The organism is Pseudomonas sp. CCOS 191, from assembly GCF_001007005.1.
Taxonomy (GTDB): domain Bacteria; phylum Pseudomonadota; class Gammaproteobacteria; order Pseudomonadales; family Pseudomonadaceae; genus Aquipseudomonas; species Aquipseudomonas soli.
The window spans coordinates 535,678-558,987 of sequence record NZ_LN847264.1 but is presented as its reverse complement, the minus strand read 5'-3'; the positions used below and the strand labels follow the sequence as shown (position 1 = coordinate 558,987).

The following is a 23,310-nucleotide window of genomic DNA, read 5'->3' as shown; positions in this document are numbered from 1 at the left end:
CTCCCTTTGCCAGGCGCCTTCAAACTCAGGCCTTGGCCCGTTCTTCCAGGATTGCCACGGCAGGCAGGACCTTGCCCTCGACGAACTCGAGGAACGCGCCGCCACCGGTAGAAATGTAGGAGATATCGGCGCCAACGCCATACTTGTCGATGGCTGCCAGGGTGTCACCACCACCGGCGATGGAGAATGCGGCGCTGTCGGCGATGGCCTTGGCCAGTACCTTGGTGCCGTTGCCGAACTGGTCGAATTCGAACACACCGACCGGGCCGTTCCACAGGATGGTCTGCGACGACTTCAGCAGTTCGGCGAAGTTGGCAGCGGTCTGTGGGCCGATGTCGAGGATCATGTCGTCGGCGGCCACGTCGGCGATCGCTTTAACGGTGGCTTCGGCGCTTTCAGCGAATTCCTTGGCAACCACCACGTCGACCGGCAGCGGCACATTGACCTTGGCGGCGATGGCCTTGGCGGTGTCGACCAGGTCAGCCTCGTACAGCGACTTGCCAACCGGGTGACCGGCAGCGGCGAGGAAGGTGTTGGCAATACCGCCGCCGACGATCAGCAGGTCGCACACAGTGCTCAGGCTGTTCAGCACGTCCAGCTTGGTCGACACCTTGGAGCCGGCAACAATGGCCGCCATCGGCTTGGCCGGGGCCTTCAGGGCCTTGCCCAGGGCATCCAGCTCGGCCGCCAGCAGCGGGCCGGCAGCAGCGACCTTGGCGAACTTGGCAACACCGTGGGTGGAGCCTTCGGCGCGGTGCGCGGTGCCGAACGCGTCCATGACGAACACGTCGCACAGGGCGGCGTACTTCTGCGCCAGCTCGTCGGCGTTCTTCTTCTCGCCCTTGTTGAAGCGCACGTTTTCGAACAGCACCAGGTCACCGGCCTTTACCGCGACGCCGTCGAGGTAGTCGGCGACCAGCGGAACGTCGCGGCCCAGGGCCTTGCCCAGGTAGTCGGCAACCGGCTTGAGGCTGTTCTCGGCGGAGAACTCGCCTTCGGTCGGGCGCCCCAGGTGCGAGCAGACCATTACCGCCGCGCCCTTCTCCAGGGCCAGCTTGATGGTCGGCAGCGCTGCCAGGATACGCGCATCGCTGGCGACCACGCCGTCTTTCACGGGGACGTTGAGGTCTTCGCGGATCAGTACGCGCTTACCTTGCAGGTCGAGGTCGGTCATCTTCAACACGGTCATGAATGCAGTCCTTCAGGGCTGTTTGCTGCGGGTTGGGTGGACGACGTGCAGATAGTGTTCGGCAACGTCGAGCATACGGTTGGCAAACCCCCATTCGTTGTCGAACCAGGCCAGCAGGTTCACCAGGCGGGGGCCTGAGACACGGGTCTGGCTGGCATCGACGATGGCCGAATGCGGGTCATGGTTGAAATCACAGCTGGCGTGGGGCAGCTCGGTATAGGCCAGCAAGCCTTTGAGCGGGCCATCCAGGGCGGCCTCGCGCAACACCCGGTTGACCTCGGCCGCGCTGGTGTCACGGGCGGTCTGCAGGGTGATGTCCAGGCACGACACGTTGACGGTCGGCACGCGTACCGCTTTGGCCTGGATTCGCCCGGCAAGTTCCGGCAGCAGGCGTTCGATACCCCGCGCCAGACCAGTGGACACCGGGATCACCGACTGGAACGCCGAGCGTGTGCGGCGCAGGTCTTCATGGTGATAGGCGTCGATCACCGGCTGGTCGTTCATCGCCGAGTGGATGGTGGTGATCTGTACGTACTCGATGCCAAAGGCCTGGTCCAGCACCCGCAGCAGGGGCACGCCGCAGTTGGTGGTGCAGGACGCGTTCGATACCAGCAGCTCGTTGCCGGTCAGGCAACCCTGGTTGATGCCGTAGACCACCGTGGCATCGACGTCGGCTTCACTCGCCATCGGCTGCGAGAACAGCACCCGTGGCGCACCGGCATCGAGAAAGCGCTGGCCGTCGGCGCGGGTGTTGTAGGCGCCAGAGCACTCCAGCACCAGGTCGACATCCAGGGCGGCCCAGTCGATGCCTTCGGGGGTGGCGCTGCGCAGCACTTTCACGCAATCGCCATTGATATGCAGACAGTCGCCGTCGACTTTCACCTCACCGGGGAAACGCCCGTGGGTGGAGTCGAAGCGCGTCAGGTATTCCAGGCTGGCCTGGTCGGCCAGGTCGTTCAGCGCGACGATCTCGAAACCGGCCTTCGCCCCTCGCTCGAACAGTGCGCGCAGGACACAGCGGCCGATGCGGCCGTAACCGTTGAGTGCAACTTTGTAGGGACGCGGGTGGGGCATTCGATACTCACGTGCAGGTGCGTTGAACGACCATCGCGGGGCAAGCCCGCTCCCACACGGCACCGGGATGCCTTGTGGGAGCGGGCTTGCCCCGCGATCAGGCGGGAGGCACGGAGCCTCCCGGGTGCATCAGTCTTCCAGCAGCTCTTCGGCGGTGCCCAGGATGTTGTCCAGGGTGAAGCCGAACTCCTCGAACAGCGCGGAGGCCGGTGCCGACTCGCCGTAGGTGGTCATGCCGATGACGCGACCTTCCAGGCCGACGTACTTGTACCAGAAGTCGGCATGGGCAGCCTCGATGGCGATACGCGCGCTGACCTCCAGTGGCAGGACCGACTGCTTGTAGGCAGCGTCCTGGGCATCGAACACGCTGGTGCTCGGCATCGACACGACGCGGACCTTGCGGCCCTCGGCGCTCAGCTTGTCGAACGCCTGGACGGCCAGGCCCACTTCGGAACCGGTGGCGATCAGGATCAGTTCAGGCTCGCCGGCGCAGTCCTTGAGCACGTAACCGCCACGGGCGATATCGGCGATCTGCTGGGCGTCGCGGGTCTGGTGCTGCAGGTTCTGGCGCGAGAAGATCAGCGCCGACGGGCCGTCCTTGCGCTCCAGGGCGGCTTTCCAGGACACGGCGGACTCGACTGCGTCGGCCGGGCGCCAGGTATCCAGGTTCGGCGTGCTGCGCAGGCTGGTCAGCTGCTCGATCGGCTGGTGAGTCGGACCGTCTTCGCCCAGGCCGATGGAGTCGTGGGTGTAGACGTGGATCACACGCTGCTTCATCAGCGCCGACATGCGCACGGCGTTGCGGGCGTATTCCATGAACATCAGGAAGGTCGCGCCATAAGGCACCAGGCCGCCGTGCAGGGCGACGCCGTTCATGATCGCGGTCATGCCGAATTCGCGCACGCCGTAGAACACGTAGTTGCCGCTGGCGTCATTGGCCTCGACACCCTTGCAACCTTTCCACAGGGTCAGGTTGGAGCCGGCCAGGTCCGCCGAACCACCGAGGAACTCCGGCAGCAGCGGGCCGAAGGCGTTCAGGGTGTTCTGGCTGGCCTTGCGGCTGGCGATGGTTTCGCCCTTGGCGGCGACTTCGTTGATGTAGGCCTGGGCCTTCTCGGAGAAGTCCGCCGGCAGGTCGCCTGCGTCACGGCGCTTGAACTCGGCAGCCAGTTCCGGGTAAGCCTTGGCGTAGGCGTCGAAACGCTCGTTCCAGGCAGCTTCGGCCTTGGCGCCAGCGGCTTTGGCGTCCCACTCGGCATAGATGTCGGCCGGGATCTCGAACGGACCGTGGTTCCAGTTCAGTTCCTTGCGGGCCAGGGCGATTTCGTCGTTGCCCAGCGGTGCGCCGTGGCAGTCTTCCTTGCCCTGCTTGTTCGGCGAGCCGAAGCCGATGATGGTCTTGCAGCAGATCAGGGTCGGACGGTCGCTCTTGCGAGCGGTGTCGATGGCCATCTTGATCTCGTCGGCGTCGTGACCGTTGACGTTGCGGATCACCTGCCAGTTGTAGGCTTCGAAGCGCGCCGGGGTGTTGTCGGTGAACCAGCCGTGCACTTCGCCGTCGATGGAGATGCCGTTGTCGTCGTAGAAGGCGATCAGTTTGTTCAGGCCCAGGGTGCCGGCCAGCGAGGCGACTTCGTGGGAAATGCCTTCCATCATGCAGCCGTCGCCGAGGAACACGTAGGTGTTGTGGTCGACGATGTTGTGGCCTTCACGGTTGAACTGGGCGCCCAGCACCTTTTCCGCCAGGGCGAAGCCCACGGCGTTGGCCAGACCCTGGCCCAGGGGGCCGGTGGTGGTTTCCACGCCTGGGGTGTAGCCGAACTCCGGGTGGCCCGGGGTGCGGCTGTGCAGCTGACGGAAGGCCTTGAGGTCGTCGATGGTGACGTCGTAGCCGGTCAGGTGCAGCAGCGAATAGATGAGCATCGAGCCGTGACCGTTGGACAGCACGAAGCGGTCACGGTCGGCGAAGTTCGGGTTGCTCGGGTTGTGCTTCAGGTAGTCGCGCCAAAGCACTTCGGCGATATCCGCCATACCCATGGGGGCACCTGGGTGGCCGCTGTTGGCCTTTTGCACGGCATCCATGCTGAGGGCACGAATGGCGTTGGCACGTTCACGACGGCTGGGCATCGCTGAGTCTCCTGGGGCTTGAAAGGGTGGTGAAGCGAAAAAAGGCGACCATTTTCGCCCACAGGGGGGGCCGGGGGCAATGACGTATGGTCGCAGTCGGGCTTTTTTCCTGTGTTTGGCCCACTTTTCACGAGAAATGCGCCTGCGCAACCACCACCCATCCAGCAATATCAAAACTTTTTGATATTGCTATTGCGACGACAGCATCCCCTGACTAGACTCCCGCCCCATGAACCTCAATGCGCCCATCACCCCGCAACGCAGCGACGAGCTGGCCGCCCTGTGCAAGGCCGGCGGCGACCCGCTGCGCCTGAACGTGCTGCGCGCATTGGCCAACGACTCGTTCGGCGTGCTGGAGCTGGCGCAGATCTTCGACATCGGCCAGTCGGGCATGAGCCACCACCTGAAGGTACTGGCCCAGGCCGACCTGGTGGCGACCCGCCGCGAGGGCAATGCGATCTTCTACCGCCGCGCCCTGCCCGACAGTCAGCGCCTGGGTGGCCGCCTGCATACGGCGCTACTCGAGGAGGCCGACGACCTCGCGCTGCCCGTGGACGTGCAGGCGCGTATCGCCCTGGTGCAACAGCGCCGCGCCGCCACCAGCCAGGACTTTTTCCAGCGCGTCGAAGAGAAGTTCCGCGCCCAGCAGGACCTGATCGCCGGCTTGCCGCAGTACCGCGAAAGCCTGCTGGCGCTGCTCGACAAGCTCAGCTTCGGCGTTGGCGCCAGCGCCCTGGAAGTAGGCCCCGGCGACGGCGGCTTCCTGCCCGACCTGGCGCGCCGCTTCGACCAGGTCACGGCCATGGACAACAGCCCGACCATGCTCGAGCTGGCGCGCCAGGTCTGCGAACGCAACGAATTGAGTAACGTAAACCTGCAGTTGGCCGATGCACTGGGTGCAACGGATGTGGAAGCCGACTGCGTTGTGCTGAACATGGTCCTGCACCATTTCAGCGACCCGGCCCAGGCCTTGCGCCTGCTGGCCAGACGGGTGAAGGCGGGCGGCAGCCTGCTGGTCACCGAGCTGTGCAGCCATGACCAGGGGTGGGCGCGCGAAGCCTGCGGCGACCTGTGGCTTGGCTTCGAGCAGGACGACCTGGCCCGTTGGGCCAACGCGGCAGGGCTGGCCCCCGGGGACAGCCTCTACGTGGGCTTGCGTAACGGTTTTCAGATCCAGGTCCGGCATTTCCAGCGGGCCACTGGCGACATACAACATCGGTAAATTTCAGGAACCCATCGAGATGAGCGAATACTCCCTTTTCACCTCCGAGTCCGTGTCCGAAGGGCATCCGGACAAGATCGCCGACCAGATCTCCGACGCGGTGCTGGACGCCATCATCGCCCAGGACAAGTATGCCCGCGTGGCCTGCGAGACCCTGGTCAAGACCGGTGTCGCCATCATCGCCGGCGAAGTCACCACTTCGGCCTGGGTCGATCTGGAAGACCTGGTGCGTAACGTGATCATCGACATCGGCTACAACAGCTCCGACGTCGGCTTCGACGGCGCCACCTGCGCCGTGATGAACATCATCGGCAAGCAGTCGGTGGACATCGCCCAGGGCGTCGACCGCTCCCGCCCGGAAGACCAGGGCGCCGGCGACCAGGGCCTGATGTTCGGCTACGCCAGCAACGAGACCGATGTGCTGATGCCGGCACCGATCTGCTTCTCGCACCGCCTGGTCGAGCGCCAGGCCGAGGCGCGCAAGTCCAAGCTGCTGCCTTGGCTGCGCCCGGACGCCAAATCCCAGGTCACCTGCCGCTATGAAAACGGCAAGGTCGTCGGCATCGACGCGGTCGTGCTGTCGACCCAGCACAACCCCGAGGTCTCGCAAAAAGACCTGCAGGAAGCGGTGATGGAGCTGATCGTCAAGCACACCCTGCCTGCCGAGCTGCTGCACAAGGGTACCCAGTACCACATCAACCCGACCGGCAACTTCATCATCGGCGGCCCGGTGGGCGACTGCGGCCTGACCGGCCGCAAGATCATCGTCGACTCCTACGGCGGCATGGCTCGCCACGGTGGTGGCGCGTTCTCCGGCAAGGATCCGTCCAAGGTCGACCGTTCCGCCGCCTACGCCGGCCGCTACGTGGCCAAGAACATCGTCGCCGCGGGCCTGGCCGAGCGTTGCGAGATCCAGGTGTCCTACGCCATCGGCGTGGCCCAGCCGACCTCCATCTCGATCAACACCTTCGGCACCGGCAAGGTCTCGGACGAGAAGATCGTGCAACTGGTGCGCGAATGCTTCGACCTGCGTCCGTACGCCATCACCACCATGCTCGACCTGCTGCACCCGATGTATCAGGAAACCGCTGCCTACGGTCACTTCGGTCGTACCCCGCAGCAGAAGACCGTGGGTGACGACACCTTCACCACCTTCACCTGGGAGCGCACCGACCGCGCCGCCGCCCTGCGCGACGCCGCCGGCCTGTAAGTCTCCTACAGCAGTAAAGGAAAGCCCCTGCCGAGCAATCGGCAGGGGCTTTTTCGTGACATATCGCCTGACAATGCGGCACGTCGCACCGGGTAGCCAACACCTAGGCTGAGGACTTCTTACCGCCTCGCAAGGATGCCGGCCATGCCGTTGCTGCTGATACTCATGCTCCTGCCGACGCTCTTCGCCAGCGCACAGGCCGGCCAGTGTCCGGACTGGAGCGTATCCCAGGCGAATGCCGAAATGGCCCGGCTGGGCGAGACCCTGGCCCGCTGGGACGATCACTACCATCGTCAGGGCAAGTCATTGGTGGCCGACGAACTCTATGACCAGAGCCGCCAGCGCCAATTGCTGCTACAGCGGTGCTTCAACCTGCCAGACGCGGCGCCCGACCCACTGGCAAGCGCACGCGGTCCGATTGCACACCCAGTCGTCCACACCGGTGTCGACAAGCTGCCCGACGAACAGGCAATGCATCGCTGGCTGGCCGGCAAACGCGATGTCTGGATACAACCCAAGGTCGATGGCGTCGCGGTTTCCCTGATCTATCAGAAGGGTCGGTTGGTCCGGCTGCTCAGCCGTGGCGATGGCGTCCAGGGCCATGACTGGAGCCGGCATATTCCCTCGCTCGGCGCCATCACCCGACAGCTGCCGCAACCTCTGGACCTGGTACTGCAAGGGGAACTGTACAAACGCCTGGAGGGCCATGTGCAGGCCCAGGCAGGCAGCCTCAATGCTCGCGGCAACGTGGCCGGGCTGATGGCACGCAAGCAGCTGGACACCGAGCTCGGCGCGAGCATCGGCCTGTTCGTCTGGGACTGGCCACACGGGCCGCAAACCCAGGCGGAGCGTCTCGAGCGGCTGGCCGCCATGGGCTTTGCCGACAGCCAGCGCTACAGCGTCGCCATCGCCAGCCCGAAGCAGGCCGCCGAGATGCGCCTGCACTGGTATCGCGCCGCCCTGCCCTTCGCCACCGATGGCGTGATCCTGCGCCAGGACAGCCGCCCGCCCGCCGAACGCTGGCAAGCCAAGGCCCCTTACTGGATTGCGGCCTGGAAATACCCCTTCTCCCAGGCACTGGCCGAGGTGCGCGAAGTGCGCTTTCGCATTGGACGCACTGGCAAGGTAACCCCCATCCTCCATCTGGCGCCTGTCGAGCTGGACGACCGTCAGGTTTCCCAGGTCAGCCTTGGTTCCCTGGCCCGCTGGCAGAAACTCGATATTCGCCCTGGCGATCAGGTGGCCATCAGCCTTGCCGGCCTCACCGTTCCGCGGTTTGACGACGTGGTACATCGCACGGTCGTGCGACAGCCCGTGGCCTCACCGGCTGCCGGCCAGTATGACGCGCACACTTGCAGGCAGGCCGGCGCTGGCTGCGAAGAGCAATTCATCGCCCGATTGAACTGGTTGAGCAGCAAGCAGGGGCTGGCCCTGCCTGGGATTGGGCCGGGCACCTGGCGCCGACTGGTGAATGCCGGCCTGGTGACCACCCTCGTGGACTGGCTGGAGCTCGACACCCAAGTCCTGGCGAAGGTGCCGGGTCTCGGCGATGCCAGGGCCCGACAGCTTCATGACAGTTTCAACGCGGCTCGCTTGCGCCCCTTCCTCCAGTGGTTGACAGCACTGGGCGCGCCCTTGCCTCAGGGGATGCCCCTGGAGGCCGACTGGTCAACGCTCGCAACACGAACTGCTGACGCATGGCAAACCTTGCCGGGCGTCGGTGGCGCAAGATCGAAACAACTCGAGGTATTTTTTGCAACAGAAGATGTTCAGGCCCTTGCCGCGCAACTGGGCGGGTATCGTATCGCCGGTTTCCAGCACTCGAACGACACCGCCGAACAATGACGAGCGTAGGGTAACTCCGAGTTTGCCGTTTAAAGCCCACCAAGGGTTCCTAAATCCGGCAAACCAAGGCAGGATTCCACCAACTTTTGCTGCTCCGCCCCGCTCAGGAGGCTTTTCATGACACGTTTCACCGCTCTTTTCCTGCTGGCAACCCTTGGCCTGGCGACCGGCGTCGCGCAAGCCGCCCAGCCGGATGCAGGCTTGACCGGCTGCGCCGCCAAACGCAGCGCCATCGAGAACCAGCTGAAGATTGCCCGTGACCATGGCAACAGTGACCAGGTTGCCGGGCTCGAAGAGGCGCTGCGTGGCGTGGACAACTGCACCGAAGCCGGCCTGCGCAAAGAGCGCGAGCAGAAAGTGCTCGATGCCCGCCACGAAGTGAACCAGCGCACCAAGGACCTGGACAAGGCCATGAAGAAAGGTGACGCGGAAAAGATCAACAAACGCAAGGACAAGCTGGCCGAGGCGAAGAAAGAACTGCAGGAAGCCGTGGACGAGCTCGAGCGCTGACCTAACAGCCTTTGATGTGGGAGCGAACCCGCTCCCACAACAGCTTCCACGGCTCAGTGATTACGAAACTCGCTATGACAGGCCTTGCACGCCGCCTCGACCTTGTCCATCGGTGCCTTCATCTGCGCTGCGTCCAGCGACGGGTTGCGGGTCACCGTCACCAGTTCGCCGGTAACGCCCTCCAGCTGCCGGGCCAGGTCCTGGAACCGCGCCTGACGCTCCCAGACATCCGCCCGGGCGCTGCTGTCACCCTCGTCGCGCACCTGCGGGAAGTGCTGCCACGGCTCATGGGCCAGGGTATCCAGCTTCACCGCGCCCTCGGCGAACTTCACGCCATCGAAGGGCAACCGCCCGCGCAGCATGCCACCCATGTCTTCACTGGTCTTGAGCATCTGCTTGAAGATCGCCTTGCGCTGGCCCAGTGGCGAATTGGGGTCGACGCCGTCACAGGCGGTCAGGGCAAGGGCGGCGAGCAGTACTACGGTCAATCGCTTGAACATCACGGTCTCTTTGGCCAGGCAAACGGGTGGCCAGTATCGCCGCCTGCCGGGCAAAGACCAATAGCCACACAGAAAACAAGGGCGAATGTTCATGTTTCGCCCAGCACAGGACCCTCCCGATGAAATCTGTATTGCGCCATCTCGCCTGGGCCCTCCCCGCCCTGGCGCTCCTGGCCGGCTGCAACGGCGGCGAAAGTGCCAAGCCCGAGCCTCATGCCATCGCCACTTATGTGCCAGCGACCTGGAAGGACCTGCCCCAGGTCAGCGACGACGACCTGCTCGCCGGTTTCTATGCCTGGCGCAACGGTTGCGAGAAGCTCAAGCGCGATCCGGTGTGGGCCGCAACCTGCGAGGCAGCCGGTTCAGCCACGGCGAGCGCTGATCAGGTACGCACCTTCCTCGAGCAGAATCTCCAGGTGTACGGGCTGCGCTCGGCGCAGAACAGCGCCAACGGCCTGATCACCGGGTATTACGAGCCGGTCTATCCAGGCAGTCTGGAACGCACCGAAGCCGCGCATGTACCGGTGTACGGCGTACCCGAGGACATGATCGTGGTCGATCTGGCCAGTGTGTATCCCGAACTCAAGGGCAAGCGCCTGCGCGGGCGCCTCGATGGCCGCGTGCTCAAGCCCTATGACACCGCCGAAGTGATCAACCGCGACGGTGCCAAGGCACCGGTACTGGCCTGGCTGACCGACCCGATGGACTTGCAGTTCCTGCAGATCCAGGGTTCCGGTCGCATCCAGCTGGAAGGTGGCCGCCAGCTGCGGCTGGGGTATGCCGACCAGAATGGCCACCCCTATAGGCCGATTGGCCGCTGGCTGGTGGACCAGGGCCAGCTGCCCAAGGAACAGGTGACCATGGGCAGCATCCACGCCTGGGCCCAGGCCAACCCGCAGCGGGTCCCTGAGTTGCTGGCCAGCAACCCGAGCTATGTGTTCTTCAGCACCCGCCCGGACAGCAACGAAGGTCCGCGCGGCTCGCTCAACGTCCCATTGACCGCTGGCTACAGCGTGGCCATCGACCGTAAGGTGATCCCCCTTGGCAGCCTGTTATGGCTGTCGACCACGCGGCCTGACGGCGCGCCAGTCGTGCGCCCGGTGGGCGCTCAGGACACTGGTGGCGCCATCACTGGTGAGGTCCGCGCGGACCTGTTCTGGGGCACCGGGCCAGAGGCCGGCGAGCTGGCAGGGAACATGAAACAGCAAGGACAGATCTGGATGCTTTGGCCCAAGGGTCAGCCTCTACCCGACGTCCCCAAGGTCCTCTGACTGGCGTTGTTGCCGGGCAAGCTCCCTTCCATCGCGGGAGCGAGCTTGCCCCACGATGCACTCAGATCGAAACGACAAAGAACGACACGATCAGCGCCATCCCGACGAACCACACCAGCGAGCGCAACACCGCCCAATCCGCCAGGTAGCAGATGATGTAGAGCAACCGGCTGGTGATGTACATCACGCCCAGGACATCTTGGGTCACTTGTTCGGCATTGCCGACAATATCGGCCACCAGCACTGCCGCGGCAAACGCGGGAAACGCCTCGTAGCCGTTCAGCTGGGCGGCATGGGCCCGACGTGGCAGCCCTTCGAGCTTGTCCAGGAACGCACGCGGATCGTGATTGGCACGCAGGCCGAAATACCCGCTGCTGAGTTTGGCGATCAGTGCACACAGCGGCGGCAGGACCAGCGCGACGAGAATGCACCACAGGGCTACGGTCATCTACAGGACTCCTTGTTCATAGAGGTTCGCTTCAGAGCTTCATCACCAGCATGCCGGCCAGCACCAGCCCGCAAGCTAGGAGTCTTGGCCCGCCAAAAGGTTCTTTGAGGTAGCGCATGCCCAACAGCACCACGAGGATCACGCTCAACTCGCGCAACGCTGCAGCTTCAGCCACCGAGCCCAGGTGCATGGCCCAGAGCACCAGAGCGTAGCTGAACAATACGCAGAACCCGACTGCCAGGCCCAGCTTCCATTGGGTTCGCCAGAACAGCATGAACGGGCCTCGTCGGGCCACCACGGCCAGCAGCGGGAACGGCCAGGAGCTGAGCAGGCTCAGCCACACCAGGTAATCCCACGGTTTGCCCCACAGGCGTACGGCCTGGCCGTCGAACCAGGTGTAGCAGCCGATGCACAGGCCAATCAGCGCCACCACCGGCAGCATCGACCAGGGTAGGCGGTCGCCGCCGCCGCCCTGCCAAAGCAAGCACGCCATGCCACAGGGGATCAGCAGGATGCCGATGATCTGCTGCTGACTCAGCGATTCGCCGGCAAAGGCCAGGGTCAACCCAAGTACCACCAAGGGCGACAGGCCACGCATCAACGGATAGACCAGGCCCAGGTCGCCGACCCGATAGGCCTGGATCAGCAGAAAGCGGTACAGCTGCTCGGCCAGCGCCGAGGCCAGCAGCCAGGGCCAGATCCCGGCGGGCGGGAAATCTACGAAGGCTACCGCCAGCAGGGCGAAACTCAGCGCCACCACGTCCATGCTGGCGATCACCAGCAAGCGCTCGGAGCTGAACTTGATCAAGGTATTCCAGGTGGCATGGAGCAGGGCTGCGACCAGTACGAGGGAAGTTGCCAGCACGCCTTGGAATCCTTGTTGTCGTTTGGTGGGGACCACTATATAGCGCCTGGCCTGTCATGGCCTCATCGCGGGGCAAGCCCGTACCCACGCCATTGCCTGACAGGAACCAATTGGAGAAATCCGGTCATAAGGTGTGTCCCGACTGCCGCGCCAGGTCATCAAAGAACTGCCCGAGCCATTCGGGTAACGACTTGGAAGCCACTTTCACAGGATTCGGGATGCTTGAATTAGTTGCCGCGTTTATCTGCCTCACCACCCTCCTCACTTATGTGAACTACCGCTTCATCGGCCTGCCGCCGGCCATCGGCGTGATGGTCACCGCATTGCTGTTCTCCCTGATGCTGCAGGGCCTGAGCCTGATCGGCTTCCCTGGCCTGGAAGAACGCGTCGAAGGCCTGATGAACCAGATCGATTTCAACGACCTGCTGATGCACTGGATGCTGTCGTTCCTGCTGTTCGCCGGTGCCTTGCACGTCAACCTCGCCGACCTGCGCAGCTACCGCTGGCCGATCGGCCTGCTGGCCACCCTGGGCGTGCTCATCGCCACCGTGGTGATCGGCTACCTGGCGCACTGGGTGTTCGCCCTGTTCGGCTGGAACGTGCCGTTGATCTACTGCCTGCTGTTCGGCGCGCTGATCTCGCCGACCGACCCGATCGCCGTGCTCGGCGCACTGCGTACCGCCAACGCCTCGAAGCCGCTGAAGACCACCATCGTCGGTGAGTCGCTGTTCAACGACGGCACGGCGGTCGTGGTGTTCACCGTGCTGCTGGGCATCATCCAGCTGGGCGAGACGCCGAGCGTCGCCGACACCGCCATCCTGTTCGCCCGCGAGGCACTGGGTGGCATCGCCTTCGGCGGCCTGATCGGTTACGCCACCTACCGCATGATCAAGAGCGTCGAGCAGTACCAGGTGGAAGTGATGCTGACCCTGGCGCTGGTGATCGGCGGCTCGGCCATGTGCTACGAGCTGCACGTGTCGGCGCCGATCGCCATGGTGGTGGCCGGCCTGATCATCGGCAACCTGGGGCGCAACCTGGCGATGAACGACATGACCCGCCGCTACATGGACGGCTTCTGGGAACTGATCGACGACATGCTCAACGCCCTGCTGTTCGCCCTGATCGGCCTGGAGCTGTTGCTGCTGCCGTTCAACTGGCTGCACCTGGCAGCGGGTGGTGTGCTGGCGGTGGCGGTGCTGGCTTCGCGCCTGCTGACCGTGGCGCCGGCGATCGTGCTGTTGCGCCGCTGGCGCAGCGTGCCTCAGGGCACCATCCGCGTACTGACCTGGGGCGGCCTGCGCGGTGGCGTGTCGGTGGCCCTGGCGCTGTCGCTGCCGCAGGGCGCCGAGCGTGACCTGCTGCTGTCGATCACTTACATCGTGGTGCTGTCGTCGATCCTGATTCAAGGCCTGACGGTCGGCAAGGTGGTGCGCAAGGTCAGCACACCGGCATGAAAACGCTGGGGCCGCTCTGCGGCCCCGGCTTTATCACTCGACCGCAGAATCGGGGAACTGGTCCTGGATGTACTTGATCTCGGTGCGCCCGTGGGCGGCCGGCAGGCCATCCTCACCCAGGTTGACGAACACCATCTTGTCGACGGTCAGGATCGCCTTGCGGGTGATCTTGTTGCGTACTTCGCACTTGAGGGTGATCGAGGTGCGGCCGAACTCGGTGGCGGTGATGCCCAGCTCGATGATGTCGCCCTGACGCGAAGCACTGACGAAGTTGATCTCGGAAATGTACTTGGTCACCACGCGCTGGTTGCCCAGCTGGACGATGGCGTAGATCGCCGCCTCCTCGTCTATCCAGCGCAGCAGGCTGCCGCCGAACAAGGTGCCGTTGGGATTGAGGTCTTCGGGTTTTACCCATTTGCGGGTGTGAAAGTTCATCTGTACTCCTGACCTGCTTGCTGACATGCGCCAATGATGGCAGACCGCTCGGTCACGCTCCATTGAACATCGACTATCGTCTCGATTAATCGACAGAAAGTCTTGGGTGTGTCACACGCCCGCGGCTATAATCTCGCCGTTTCACATGGTCCCCCACAGTGGTGGCCATCCCGCCACCCATCCGAGGGGCGCTGCAGCAGGCTCGGCCTGTCAGGCTCGGTTGGGGCGTTGTCCGCGCAAGCGGACGCTCAACGCACAACGGCGCCCATTCGCACACTACGAATGGAGGCTCTCAATGAGCGCTGTAAACACGCCTGCAGGTTTTTCCGACTTCAAGGTCGCCGACATCTCCCTGGCCGACTGGGGCCGCAAGGAAGTCATCATCGCCGAATCGGAAATGCCCGCGCTGATGGGCCTGCGCCGCAAGTATCAAGCCGAGCAACCGCTCAAGGGCGCGAAGATCATCGGCTGCATCCACATGACCATCCAGACTGCCGTGCTGATCGAGACCCTGGTCGCCCTGGGTGCCGAAGTGCGCTGGTCGTCGTGCAACATCTTCTCCACCCAGGACCAGGCCGCCGCCGCCATCGCTGCCGCCGGCATCCCTGTATTCGCCTGGAAAGGTGAAACCGAGCAGGAGTACGAGTGGTGCATCGAGCAGACCATCCTCAAGGATGGCCAGCCATGGGACGCCAACATGGTGCTGGACGACGGCGGTGACCTGACCGAGATCCTGCACAAGAAATACCCGGCCATGCTGGACAAGATCCACGGCGTGACCGAAGAGACCACCACCGGCGTGCACCGCCTGCTGGACATGCTGGCCAAGGGCGAGCTGAAAGTCCCGGCGATCAACGTCAACGACTCGGTCACCAAGAGCAAGAACGACAACAAGTACGGCTGCCGTCACAGCCTCAACGACGCCATCAAGCGCGGCACCGACCACCTGCTGTCGGGCAAGCAGGCCCTGGTGATCGGCTACGGCGACGTAGGCAAGGGCTCGGCCCAGTCCCTGCGTCAGGAAGGCATGATCGTCAAGGTCACCGAAGTCGATCCGATCTGCGCCATGCAAGCGTGCATGGACGGCTTCGAAGTCGTCTCGCCATTCAAGGACGGCATCAACACCGGTACCGAAGCCGGCATCAACAAGGACCTGCTCGGCCGCATCGACCTGATCGTCACCACCACCGGTAACGTCAACGTCTGCGACGCCAACATGCTCAAGGCCCTGAAGAAGCGCGCCGTGGTCTGCAACATCGGCCACTTCGACAACGAGATCGACACCGCCTTCATGCGCAAGAACTGGGCATGGGAAGAGGTCAAGCCACAGGTGCACAAGATCCACCGCACCGGTGCCGGCGTGTTCGACCCGCAGAACGACGACTACCTGATCCTGCTGGCCGAAGGCCGCCTGGTGAACCTGGGCAACGCCACCGGCCACCCAAGCCGCATCATGGACGGTTCGTTCGCCAACCAGGTCCTGGCGCAGATCTTCCTGTTCGAGCAGAAGTTCGCCGCGCTGCCAGCCGCGAAGAAGGCCGAGCGCCTGACCGTGGAAGTGCTGCCGAAGAAACTCGACGAAGAAGTGGCCCTGGAGATGGTCCGCGGCTTCGGCGGCGTGGTCACCCAGCTGACCCCGCAGCAGGCCGAGTACATCGGTGTGACCGTCGAAGGCCCGTTCAAGCCGGACGCTTACCGCTACTAAGCGGCTGGTTGCCAGTGCCAGGTATGCTTGCCCGGCACTGGCAGGCAACGTTTCGAACCGATGTCCGAGCCAGGCCGGCCCCCACCGTCCTGGCTTTTATTTGCAGGCAGCAGCCCAGGCTCACTGCCGAAGGAACCAGAGATGTCACAAGAACGCCGCTACAGTTTCGAATTCTTCCCCACCAAGACCGATGCCGGTCACGAAAAGCTGATGGGCGTTGCCCGCCAGCTGGCCAGCTACAACCCGGACTTCTTCTCCTGCACCTATGGTGCCGGTGGCTCGACCCGCGACCGCACGCTCAACACCGTGCTGCAGCTGGAAAATGAGGTGAAAGTCCCCGCCGCCCCGCACCTGTCCTGCGTGGGTGACAGCAAGGACGACCTGCGCGCCCTGCTGGCCGAGTACCAGGCCGCCGGCATCAAGCGCATCGTCGCCCTGCGTGGCGACCTGCCGTCGGGCATGGGCATGGCCAGCGGCGAACTGCGCTACGCCAGCGACCTGGTCGAGTTCATCCGCCAGGAAACCGGCAACCACTTCCACCTGGAAGTGGCCGCCTACCCAGAGATGCACCCGCAGGCGCGCAATTTCGAGAGCGACCTGGCCAACTTCGTGCACAAGGTCAAGGCCGGCGCCGACAGTGCCATCACCCAGTACTTCTTCAACGCCGACAGCTACTTCTACTTCGTCGAGCGCGCGCAGAAACTGGGCGTCGAGATCCCGGTGGTGCCCGGCATCATGCCGATCACCAACTACAGCAAGCTGGCGCGTTTCTCCGACGCCTGCGGCGCCGAGATCCCACGCTGGATCCGCAAGCAGCTGGAAGCCTATGCCGACGACACCGCCAGCATCCAGGCATTCGGCGAGGAAGTGATCACCCGCATGTGCGAACAACTGCTGCAAGGCGGCGCACCGGGCCTGCACTTCTATACCCTGAACCAGGCCGAGCCGAGCCTGGCGATCTGGAACAACCTGAAGCTGCCACGCTGATGGTCGCGAACAAGGCTTTGGCGCAGGTCAAAGCCTTGTTCGTTCGCGCTCGCGCCGCACGCGCCTGCGGCCAGCGTTCACTGGTCTTGCCCGGGCTTGCAGCGTACTCTCACGCCATGCGCACGCTCATCCTCCCTCTCCTGCTGTTGCTGCTCGCCGGCCTGAGTCCGCTGGCCCATGCCGAACGCCTGCGCATCGTCAGCGACGACTGGGCCCCCTACCTCTACCAGGAGAATGGCCAGGCCAAAGGCATCGACTACGAGATCACCAACGAGGTGTTCAAACGCCTGGGCGTCGAGGTGCAGTGGCAGTTCCTGCCCTGGAAGCGCTGCCTGGCCATGGTCGAACAGGGCCTGGCGGATGCCGTGATGGATATTTTCCAGGTCGACTCGCGCCAGGGCTACCTGGTCTACCCGGACGAGCCGATGTCCGAGGTCGAGTTCGTCCTCTACCAGGCGCGCTCACGGCCACACCCAGTCAAGCGCGTCGAGGACCTGGCCGGGCTGACCGTCGGCACCTCGCCGGGCTATGTCTACGACGGCAATTTCGCCGAATCGCCGCTGTTTCGCCGCGAGCCCGCGCCCAGCCACGAGGCCAACTTCGGCAAGCTGGCGCTCGCACGCATCGACCTGCTGGTGACCGACCGCCGGGTCGGCCGCTATGTGAGCCGCCGCCTGGGCCTGGAGCAGACCGTGGAAGAGCTGCCCCTGGTAGTCAGCCGTCGCCCGCAGTACCTGGGGCTGGCCCGTAAACCCGGCCGCGAGCAGTTGGCGCAGGCCTTCAGCGAGGAACTGCGGCGCTTCAAACAGGAGCCAGCCTATGCGGCGATCAGTGCCCGCTACCTCGGCAATCAGGATTTTCCTTTCGCCGTTGAGCAGCAGGAACGCGGCACACGCTGATTGCTCTGTTATACTCGGGCCTTCCCGCCCGGCTCACGCCCGGACGCTCGGCCTCGCAACAGGCATCTCGACCCGCAGCCGCGCACCTTTGGTGCCCGCCCGCCGGTTCCAGGATGCGCAGTGAACGCCCAGCTGGACCGGACGCGATCGCATCCCTCCGATGCCCGTCGCGCCAGGCAGAACACCCCATCGGGCCTAGCCCCCACGAGAACAGGATTGCCCATGTCCTTTGCTTCCCTCGGTCTCTCCGAGGCTCTTGTCCGCGCTATCGAGGCAGCGGGCTATACCCAGCCCACTCCGGTGCAACAGCGGGCCATTCCCGCCGTGTTGCAAGGTCGCGACCTGATGGTCGCCGCCCAGACAGGTACTGGTAAAACCGGCGGCTTCGCGCTCCCGATCCTTGAGCGTCTGTTCCCGGGTGGCCACCCCGACAAATCGCAACGCCATGGCCCGCGCCAGCCGCGCGTGCTGGTGCTGACTCCCACCCGCGAGCTGGCTGCCCAGGTACATGACAGCTTCAAGGTGTATGCCCGCGACCTCAACTTCATCAGTGCCTGCATCTTCGGCGGCGTCGGCATGAACCCGCAGGTCCAGGCCATGGCCAAGGGCGTCGACGTCCTGGTCGCCTGCCCGGGGCGCCTGCTCGACCTGGCCGGCCAAGGTAGTGTCGACCTCTCGCGGGTCGAGATCCTGGTGCTGGACGAAGCCGACCGCATGCTCGACATGGGCTTCATCCACGACGTCAAGAAAGTGCTGGCGCGCCTGCCGGCCAAGCGCCAGAACCTGCTGTTCTCGGCGACCTTCTCCAAGGACATCACCGACCTCGCCGACAAGCTGCTGCACAACCCCGAGCGCATCGAGGTCACGCCGCCGAACACCACCGTCGAGCGTATCGAGCAGCGGGTCTACCGCCTGCCGGCCAGCCACAAGCGCGCCCTGCTGGCGCACCTGATCACCCTGGGCGCCTGGGAACAGGTGCTGGTGTTCACCCGCACCAAGCACGGCGCCAACCGCCTGGCCGAGTACCTCGAGAAGCACGGCCTGACCGCTGCGGCGATCCACGGCAACAAGAGCCAGAACGCCCGCACCAAGGCGCTGGCCGACTTCAAGGCCAACACCGTGCGCGTGCTGGTCGCCACCGACATCGCCGCTCGTGGCCTGGACATCGACCAGTTGCCCCACGTGGTCAACTTCGAGCTGCCCAACGTCGAGGAAGACTACGTTCACCGCATCGGCCGTACGGGCCGTGCCGGTCGCTCCGGTGAAGCCATTTCGATGGTCGCGCCGGACGAAGAAAAGCTGCTCAAGAGCATCGAGCGCGTCACCCGCCAGAAAATCCCGGATGGCGACCTGATGGGCTTTGACGCATCGCAGGTCGAGGCCGAGAAGCCGGAAGTGCGCGAGCGCCAGCCGAACAATGGCCGCGGTGGCCGCAACCAGCAACCTCGCGGCGAAGGCGGCAAGGAAGGCAGTGGCGGGCGCAAGGACAAGGGCAAGGACAAAGGCCGCAACAAGCCTTCGTCCGAGAAGTCCGCGGAAAAGGACAAGTCCGGCGAGAAACAGCAGCAGGGCCAGCAGCGCAAGCCGCGCGACCAGAAGCCACGCCAGCAGCAGAACAACGGCCAGAAAGCCGCGCCTGTCGCCGCACCCAATCGCGACCCTGAAGAGTTCCTCGACGACGACGTCGACAACTTCGGCAACCGCGCCGACTACGTCAGCCCGTACCAGAACGCCAAGAACCAGGGCCGCAACCGTCGCCCGGGCGGCAACGGCGGCCAAGCCCAGGGGCAAGGCCAGCGCAGTGGTAGCGGCCAGGGCCAGGGGCAAGCCCAGGGCCGTGGCAATGGCCAGCAGCGCCAGGGCCAGGGCTCCGGTGAAAAGCGCCCGCGCAACGGCGGCGGTAGCAATGGTGGCGCCCGACGCGACAACAACGGCGGCCGTGCTCGCCGTGAAGACTCGTCCCGCCAGGAACCGGCCGTGCGCAACCCGCGCGAGTCGCAGAGCGCGCCAGTGATCATCCGCAAGGAATCCAAGCTCGACCGCTACCCGACGCCCGAGCAACTGGACGACCTGCCAAGCCGCCCACGCGGTGAGCGCCCGGCACTGCTGACCCGCAAGGGCTGAGCCCGCCATCGCGGGGCCTGCCCCGCGATGAGGCCAAGCAAAGCCAACAAAAACGCCGCCCATTGGGCGGCGTTTTTGTTGCTGGCGAAGCGAATTACTTCTGCTTCACGCCTTCGACGCTGATATCCAGGTCCAGGGTCTGCGAAGTCGCGCCTGGGCCCTTGATACCGAAGTCGTTCAGGTTCAGCGTGGTGGTGGCGTTGAAGCCAGCGCGCTCGCCGCCCCACGGGTCCTTGCCCTCGCCATTGAACACGGCCTTGAAGGTGACCGGCTTGGTCACGCCGTGCAGGGTCAGGTCACCGGTCACATCTGCAGTCTTGTCACCGGTCGACTTGACGCTGGTGGAGACGAACTTGGCTTCTGGATATTTTTTGACATCCAGGAAGTCCTTGCTGGCGATGTGCTTGTCACGCTCGGCGTGGTTCGACCACAGGCTGGCAGTCTTCAGGTCGACGCTGATCTTGCTCGCCTCGGGCTTGGCGCTGTCCCAGGTGAAGTTGCCGTCGAAGTCCTTGAAGGTGCCGTGGATGAAGCTGTAGCCCAGGTGGCTGATCTTCCAGTCAACGAACGCGTGCTGGCCTTCCTTGTCGATCTTGTATTCGGCGGCCATGGCCTGGCCGGCGGAGATCAGAGCGGTACCGAGCGCCAGAGCGGCAAAAGTCTTTTTCAACATCCTTACTTCCTTCCTTTGCAATTGAGGTTGAGAGTCAAGCTTTGCGGCCCAGCATGCGGGTCAGGGTCGCGTCACGGTCGATGAAATGATGTTTCAGTGCCGCCAATGCGTGCAGTACGGCAAAAATCACCAGGCCCCAGGCCAGCCAGAGGTGGATCACCCCCGCCAGATCGGCCTGGTCGGGCAGGTCGCTGACCAGCGCGGGAACGTCGAACAAGCCGAATACCGGAATGCCCACGCCGTCGGCGGTGGAAATCAGATAGCCCGCTATCATCACCGCGAACAGGCCCATGTACAGCGCCAGGTGGCCCAGCTTGGCGGCCAGGCGGGTGACCTTGCCATGGTTGGCCGGTGCCGGTGGCGGCGGGCTGACGAAACGCCAGATTACCCGCAACAGCATCAGTGCCAGCAACACCAGGCCGATGCTCTTGTGCAGGTCCGGGCCGGACTTGCGCCATGGGTCGTAGTAATCGAGGCCGACCATCCACAGGCCCAGGCCAAACAGCCCGAAGACCGCCAGCGCCACACCCCAGTGCAGGACGATGCTGACCAGGCCATAGCGAGAAGATGAATTGCGCAGTTGCATGTTGGCGTATTCCCCGTGAAAGCTGTGCACAAGACTAACGCGTAATGCATCGAATAAAAGCGTAAAAAACAGCTTCTGATTATCGAAAAATCAGATATTAATTCTGCAAGCTTCCTATTAAGGAAACATTAACGATAGACGTTTGGAAGATCCGCCGCCATCGCGGGGCTCGCGATGGCGGCTATACCGAGATCAACCGGCCTTGGCCTGGCTGTTGACCACCGGCTTCTTGGCCGGTTCCGACTTGGCGGTGGCCTTCTTCACCGGCGCCGGTTTGGCTGCAGGCTTGTGGGCCTGCTTGGCCGCAGGCTTGGCTTGAGCGGGCTTGGTGACGGCAGGTTTCACCGGTTCATCCTTGGCCACAGGCGCCGGGACGACCGGCACGGGGGCCGGAGCAGGTGCAACCTCTTCGGCCTTGGCGATCGGGGCAGCCTTGACCTCTGGCTGGTCACCGCCACCAAACAGGCGCGAGAAAAAGCCCGGCTTGTCCTGCTTGGCCTGCTCGACCTTCACTGGCTCTGCCTTGGCGGGGGCCTTGTCGGACGAGCCGCCGAACAGGTTGGAGAAGAACCCGCCCTTGTCCTTCGCGGCCGCCACGCCGGCCGCTCCAGTAGCCGCTGCGGCGGCGACCGATGCAGCCTTGGCCGGGTCGAAGGACTTGCCCGCCGCCAGGTCCTGGACCTGCCCCGCAGCACGCTGGCCGCTACGCAGGGCCCCTTCGAGGGTACCTGGGTAAAGCGCATCGGTATGTTCGCCGGCAAAGGCGATCCGTTGTACCGGGCGCTCCCACAGGCGCCAGTATTTGCTGATCTGCCCCGGGCCGTAGGCCAGGTAGGCACCGCCCATGCCGGCGTCGGTGCTGTAGCGGCGGATTTCATAACCGGTGAAGGCGCCACGTGCCTGTGGGTAGAAGGCGTGCAGGCGGATCAGCACCTGGTCGACCATCTGCTTGTCACCAAAAGCCTGGAGCAAGCGGGCGTTATCGCCGGACAGGTTGATCACCACGTTGGCGCCACCCTTGAGCGCCGGCTCGATCCACAGCATGCCCAGGCCAGTGTTACTGAAGATCTCGCCGGACATGCGTGCACGGCTTTCCCATACCGGGTTCTTGAACTTGAGCATCAGCTGGTCGCGCCAGCCATAGTTGGTGCCCTTCAAGGCCGCCAGGTGTTGCCCGTCCAGGCCCGGGGTCATCTGGATCTTGGCCAGTGCACGCAGCGGCACGGCCATGACCAGATAGTCAGCCTGGTAGCCGACACCGCCGACCTTGACGGTCACACCGTCCTTGTCCTGGACGATGGCGGTGACCGGCGAGCTGGTCTTGATGGTTTTCAGCTGCTTGACGAAGGCCTGGGCCAACACCGGGCTGCCGCCCGGCAGGCGCGCGGCGCGCAGGTCACGGTCGCTGACATTGCGGTAGACCCGGCCTTGCTGGGCGAAGTACAACAGCGACAGACGCGACGGCTCGTCATAACGGGTGCGGATCTGCTGGTTGACCAACTGACGGGCGGTGGCTGGCAGCTGCAGCTTGTCGAGCCATGTGGACACGTTCATCTGGTCGAGGGCGAACAGGGTGCTGTTTGCCGCGGGATTGAGCGGGTCTTCGATGGAGCGGGCCAGGTCGTCGAGGGTTTTCTCGTAGCGCTTGAGCGCTTCGGCAGTGGCCGGCTGCTTGGCTGCGAGATCGGTGGCGCTGAAATATTCACCATCGATCAGGTAGCCGGGATTGCGCACGAACTCCGGGGCCGGCAGGGTGGCGACCTTGAACTGCTCCAGATACTGGTTGAGCACCGGCTGGGTCTTGCTGTTGCCGACCCACTCGCTGGTGGCCAGGCCCGAACGCCCGCCCATGCCCGACTTGGCTTCCAGCAGGGTCACCTGCCAGCCCTTGCTCTGCAGCTCGTAGGCCGCAGTCAGGCCCGCCAGGCCACCACCGACGACGATTGCCGTCTTGTCCTTGGCCAGCGCGACACCGCTGGTCACCCCGATCAATACCAACGCGCACAGGCGCACCCAAGCAGCAGCCATGATGGCGAACTCCGGTCAGAGAAGCGATAGAAGAGACGGGGAGCAATGCCCCGGGAGAGATGCGTTAAGAATACGTCACCTCTGCCCACCCTGCCACCGCAGTGACATCAAGTGCCTTTGGCAACTGGTAATTTTGTCAGTAGCGGTGGGTCGCCGGG

Annotated in this window: 20 protein-coding genes and 1 riboswitch; of the genes, 10 read left to right on the top strand and 10 right to left on the bottom strand. The window is 64.3% G+C overall.

What is annotated here, in order from left to right:
• Positions 1-25: 25 nt before the first annotated feature.
• The 3 genes from CCOS191_RS02620 to tkt all read right to left on the bottom strand — a co-directional run bounded on the left by CCOS191_RS02620 (position 26) and on the right by tkt (position 4,390).
• A complete protein-coding gene (locus CCOS191_RS02620) occupies positions 26-1,189 on the bottom strand; it encodes a phosphoglycerate kinase (RefSeq protein WP_046853948.1) in 1,164 nt (387 codons plus the stop codon).
• Positions 1,190-1,201: 12 nt separating this feature from the next.
• Positions 1,202-2,263 (bottom strand): erythrose-4-phosphate dehydrogenase, encoded by a 1,062-nt coding sequence (gene epd / locus CCOS191_RS02615; protein ID WP_046853947.1) that lies wholly within the window; start codon positions 2,261-2,263, stop codon positions 1,202-1,204.
• A gap of 129 nt (positions 2,264-2,392) precedes the next feature.
• A complete protein-coding gene (gene tkt / locus CCOS191_RS02610; RefSeq protein ID WP_046853946.1) occupies positions 2,393-4,390 on the bottom strand; it encodes a transketolase in 1,998 nt (665 codons plus the stop codon).
• A 229-nt stretch (positions 4,391-4,619) separates the two neighbouring features.
• Between tkt and CCOS191_RS02605 the strand changes: the two genes are divergently transcribed.
• The 4 genes from CCOS191_RS02605 (at position 4,620) to CCOS191_RS02590 (ending at position 9,177) form a co-directional block, all read left to right on the top strand.
• Positions 4,620-5,612, top strand: a complete 993-nt coding sequence (locus tag CCOS191_RS02605) for an ArsR/SmtB family transcription factor (RefSeq protein ID WP_046853945.1) — start codon at positions 4,620-4,622, stop codon at positions 5,610-5,612.
• A 19-nt stretch (positions 5,613-5,631) separates the two neighbouring features.
• The gene (gene metK / locus CCOS191_RS02600; protein WP_038706913.1) at positions 5,632-6,822 is read left to right on the top strand and encodes a methionine adenosyltransferase; all 1,191 of its coding nucleotides are present in this window, start codon (positions 5,632-5,634) and stop codon (positions 6,820-6,822) included.
• Positions 6,823-6,966: 144 nt separating this feature from the next.
• Positions 6,967-8,667: an NAD-dependent DNA ligase LigB gene (gene ligB / locus CCOS191_RS02595; protein ID WP_046853944.1), complete on the top strand. Its 1,701-nt coding sequence runs from the start codon at positions 6,967-6,969 to the stop codon at positions 8,665-8,667.
• 117 nt (positions 8,668-8,784) lie between these two features.
• Positions 8,785-9,177: a DUF1090 domain-containing protein gene (locus tag CCOS191_RS02590; RefSeq protein ID WP_023632841.1), complete on the top strand. Its 393-nt coding sequence runs from the start codon at positions 8,785-8,787 to the stop codon at positions 9,175-9,177.
• A 53-nt stretch (positions 9,178-9,230) separates the two neighbouring features.
• Here CCOS191_RS02590 and CCOS191_RS02585 read toward each other — a convergent pair whose 3' ends face one another.
• On the bottom strand, positions 9,231-9,677 hold the full coding sequence (locus tag CCOS191_RS02585) for a c-type cytochrome (RefSeq protein ID WP_046853943.1): 447 nt from the start codon (positions 9,675-9,677) through the stop codon (positions 9,231-9,233).
• A 119-nt stretch (positions 9,678-9,796) separates the two neighbouring features.
• Between CCOS191_RS02585 and mltA the strand changes: the two genes are divergently transcribed.
• A complete protein-coding gene (mltA, locus tag CCOS191_RS02580; protein ID WP_046853942.1) occupies positions 9,797-10,948 on the top strand; it encodes a murein transglycosylase A in 1,152 nt (383 codons plus the stop codon).
• Positions 10,949-11,009: 61 nt separating this feature from the next.
• Here mltA and CCOS191_RS02575 read toward each other — a convergent pair whose 3' ends face one another.
• Positions 11,010-11,396: an MAPEG family protein gene (locus CCOS191_RS02575; RefSeq protein WP_046853941.1), complete on the bottom strand. Its 387-nt coding sequence runs from the start codon at positions 11,394-11,396 to the stop codon at positions 11,010-11,012.
• A gap of 31 nt (positions 11,397-11,427) precedes the next feature.
• The gene (locus tag CCOS191_RS02570) at positions 11,428-12,261 is read right to left on the bottom strand and encodes an EamA family transporter (RefSeq protein WP_046853940.1); all 834 of its coding nucleotides are present in this window, start codon (positions 12,259-12,261) and stop codon (positions 11,428-11,430) included.
• Positions 12,262-12,479: 218 nt separating this feature from the next.
• Between CCOS191_RS02570 and CCOS191_RS02565 the strand changes: the two genes are divergently transcribed.
• Positions 12,480-13,715 (top strand): cation:proton antiporter, encoded by a 1,236-nt coding sequence (locus tag CCOS191_RS02565; RefSeq protein ID WP_023629467.1) that lies wholly within the window; start codon positions 12,480-12,482, stop codon positions 13,713-13,715.
• A 33-nt stretch (positions 13,716-13,748) separates the two neighbouring features.
• Here the strand turns inward: CCOS191_RS02565 and CCOS191_RS02560 are convergent, their stop codons facing one another.
• Positions 13,749-14,150 (bottom strand): acyl-CoA thioesterase, encoded by a 402-nt coding sequence (locus CCOS191_RS02560; protein ID WP_003257757.1) that lies wholly within the window; start codon positions 14,148-14,150, stop codon positions 13,749-13,751.
• 177 nt (positions 14,151-14,327) lie between these two features.
• A riboswitch (S-adenosyl-L-homocysteine riboswitch) is annotated at positions 14,328-14,424 on the top strand.
• A 21-nt stretch (positions 14,425-14,445) separates the two neighbouring features.
• On the opposite strand from CCOS191_RS02560, the gene ahcY reads away from it, so the two are divergent.
• From ahcY to CCOS191_RS02540, 4 genes are all read left to right on the top strand, one after another.
• Entirely contained in the window at positions 14,446-15,855 is a 1,410-nt protein-coding gene (ahcY, locus tag CCOS191_RS02555) for an adenosylhomocysteinase (protein ID WP_046853939.1), read from the top strand.
• Positions 15,856-15,996: 141 nt separating this feature from the next.
• Complete coding sequence (gene metF / locus CCOS191_RS02550) at positions 15,997-16,842, top strand: methylenetetrahydrofolate reductase [NAD(P)H] (protein ID WP_046853938.1); 846 nt, start codon at positions 15,997-15,999, stop codon at positions 16,840-16,842.
• A gap of 116 nt (positions 16,843-16,958) precedes the next feature.
• Entirely contained in the window at positions 16,959-17,741 is a 783-nt protein-coding gene (locus CCOS191_RS02545; protein WP_046857676.1) for a substrate-binding periplasmic protein, read from the top strand.
• A gap of 222 nt (positions 17,742-17,963) precedes the next feature.
• Positions 17,964-19,865, top strand: coding sequence for a DEAD/DEAH box helicase (locus CCOS191_RS02540; protein ID WP_046853937.1), 1,902 nt, complete (start codon positions 17,964-17,966; stop codon positions 19,863-19,865).
• A 94-nt stretch (positions 19,866-19,959) separates the two neighbouring features.
• Here CCOS191_RS02540 and CCOS191_RS02535 read toward each other — a convergent pair whose 3' ends face one another.
• From CCOS191_RS02535 to CCOS191_RS02525, 3 genes are all read right to left on the bottom strand, one after another.
• Positions 19,960-20,538, bottom strand: coding sequence for a YceI family protein (locus CCOS191_RS02535; RefSeq protein WP_046853936.1), 579 nt, complete (start codon positions 20,536-20,538; stop codon positions 19,960-19,962).
• 34 nt (positions 20,539-20,572) lie between these two features.
• Positions 20,573-21,124 (bottom strand): cytochrome b, encoded by a 552-nt coding sequence (locus tag CCOS191_RS02530; RefSeq protein ID WP_046853935.1) that lies wholly within the window; start codon positions 21,122-21,124, stop codon positions 20,573-20,575.
• A gap of 192 nt (positions 21,125-21,316) precedes the next feature.
• The gene (locus CCOS191_RS02525; RefSeq protein ID WP_046853934.1) at positions 21,317-23,152 is read right to left on the bottom strand and encodes a flavin monoamine oxidase family protein; all 1,836 of its coding nucleotides are present in this window, start codon (positions 23,150-23,152) and stop codon (positions 21,317-21,319) included.
• Positions 23,153-23,310 lie beyond the last annotated feature (158 nt).

Coding starts and splice junctions, on each gene's coding strand:
- epd (WP_046853947.1), bottom strand. CDS start 2,263: ATGCCCCACCCGCGTCCCTACAAAGTTGCACTCAACGGTTACGGCCGC.
- ahcY (WP_046853939.1), top strand. CDS start 14,446: ATGAGCGCTGTAAACACGCCTGCAGGTTTTTCCGACTTCAAGGTCGCC.
- CCOS191_RS02545 (WP_046857676.1), top strand. CDS start 16,959: ATGCGCACGCTCATCCTCCCTCTCCTGCTGTTGCTGCTCGCCGGCCTG.
- ligB (WP_046853944.1), top strand. CDS start 6,967: ATGCCGTTGCTGCTGATACTCATGCTCCTGCCGACGCTCTTCGCCAGC.
- CCOS191_RS02525 (WP_046853934.1), bottom strand. CDS start 23,152: ATGGCTGCTGCTTGGGTGCGCCTGTGCGCGTTGGTATTGATCGGGGTG.
- metF (WP_046853938.1), top strand. CDS start 15,997: ATGTCACAAGAACGCCGCTACAGTTTCGAATTCTTCCCCACCAAGACC.
- CCOS191_RS02540 (WP_046853937.1), top strand. CDS start 17,964: ATGTCCTTTGCTTCCCTCGGTCTCTCCGAGGCTCTTGTCCGCGCTATC.
- CCOS191_RS02565 (WP_023629467.1), top strand. CDS start 12,480: ATGCTTGAATTAGTTGCCGCGTTTATCTGCCTCACCACCCTCCTCACT.
- CCOS191_RS02535 (WP_046853936.1), bottom strand. CDS start 20,538: ATGTTGAAAAAGACTTTTGCCGCTCTGGCGCTCGGTACCGCTCTGATC.
- CCOS191_RS02560 (WP_003257757.1), bottom strand. CDS start 14,150: ATGAACTTTCACACCCGCAAATGGGTAAAACCCGAAGACCTCAATCCC.
- CCOS191_RS02605 (WP_046853945.1), top strand. CDS start 4,620: ATGAACCTCAATGCGCCCATCACCCCGCAACGCAGCGACGAGCTGGCC.
- metK (WP_038706913.1), top strand. CDS start 5,632: ATGAGCGAATACTCCCTTTTCACCTCCGAGTCCGTGTCCGAAGGGCAT.
- CCOS191_RS02620 (WP_046853948.1), bottom strand. CDS start 1,189: ATGACCGTGTTGAAGATGACCGACCTCGACCTGCAAGGTAAGCGCGTA.
- CCOS191_RS02575 (WP_046853941.1), bottom strand. CDS start 11,396: ATGACCGTAGCCCTGTGGTGCATTCTCGTCGCGCTGGTCCTGCCGCCG.
- CCOS191_RS02530 (WP_046853935.1), bottom strand. CDS start 21,124: ATGCAACTGCGCAATTCATCTTCTCGCTATGGCCTGGTCAGCATCGTC.
- CCOS191_RS02585 (WP_046853943.1), bottom strand. CDS start 9,677: ATGTTCAAGCGATTGACCGTAGTACTGCTCGCCGCCCTTGCCCTGACC.
- CCOS191_RS02590 (WP_023632841.1), top strand. CDS start 8,785: ATGACACGTTTCACCGCTCTTTTCCTGCTGGCAACCCTTGGCCTGGCG.
- mltA (WP_046853942.1), top strand. CDS start 9,797: ATGAAATCTGTATTGCGCCATCTCGCCTGGGCCCTCCCCGCCCTGGCG.
- tkt (WP_046853946.1), bottom strand. CDS start 4,390: ATGCCCAGCCGTCGTGAACGTGCCAACGCCATTCGTGCCCTCAGCATG.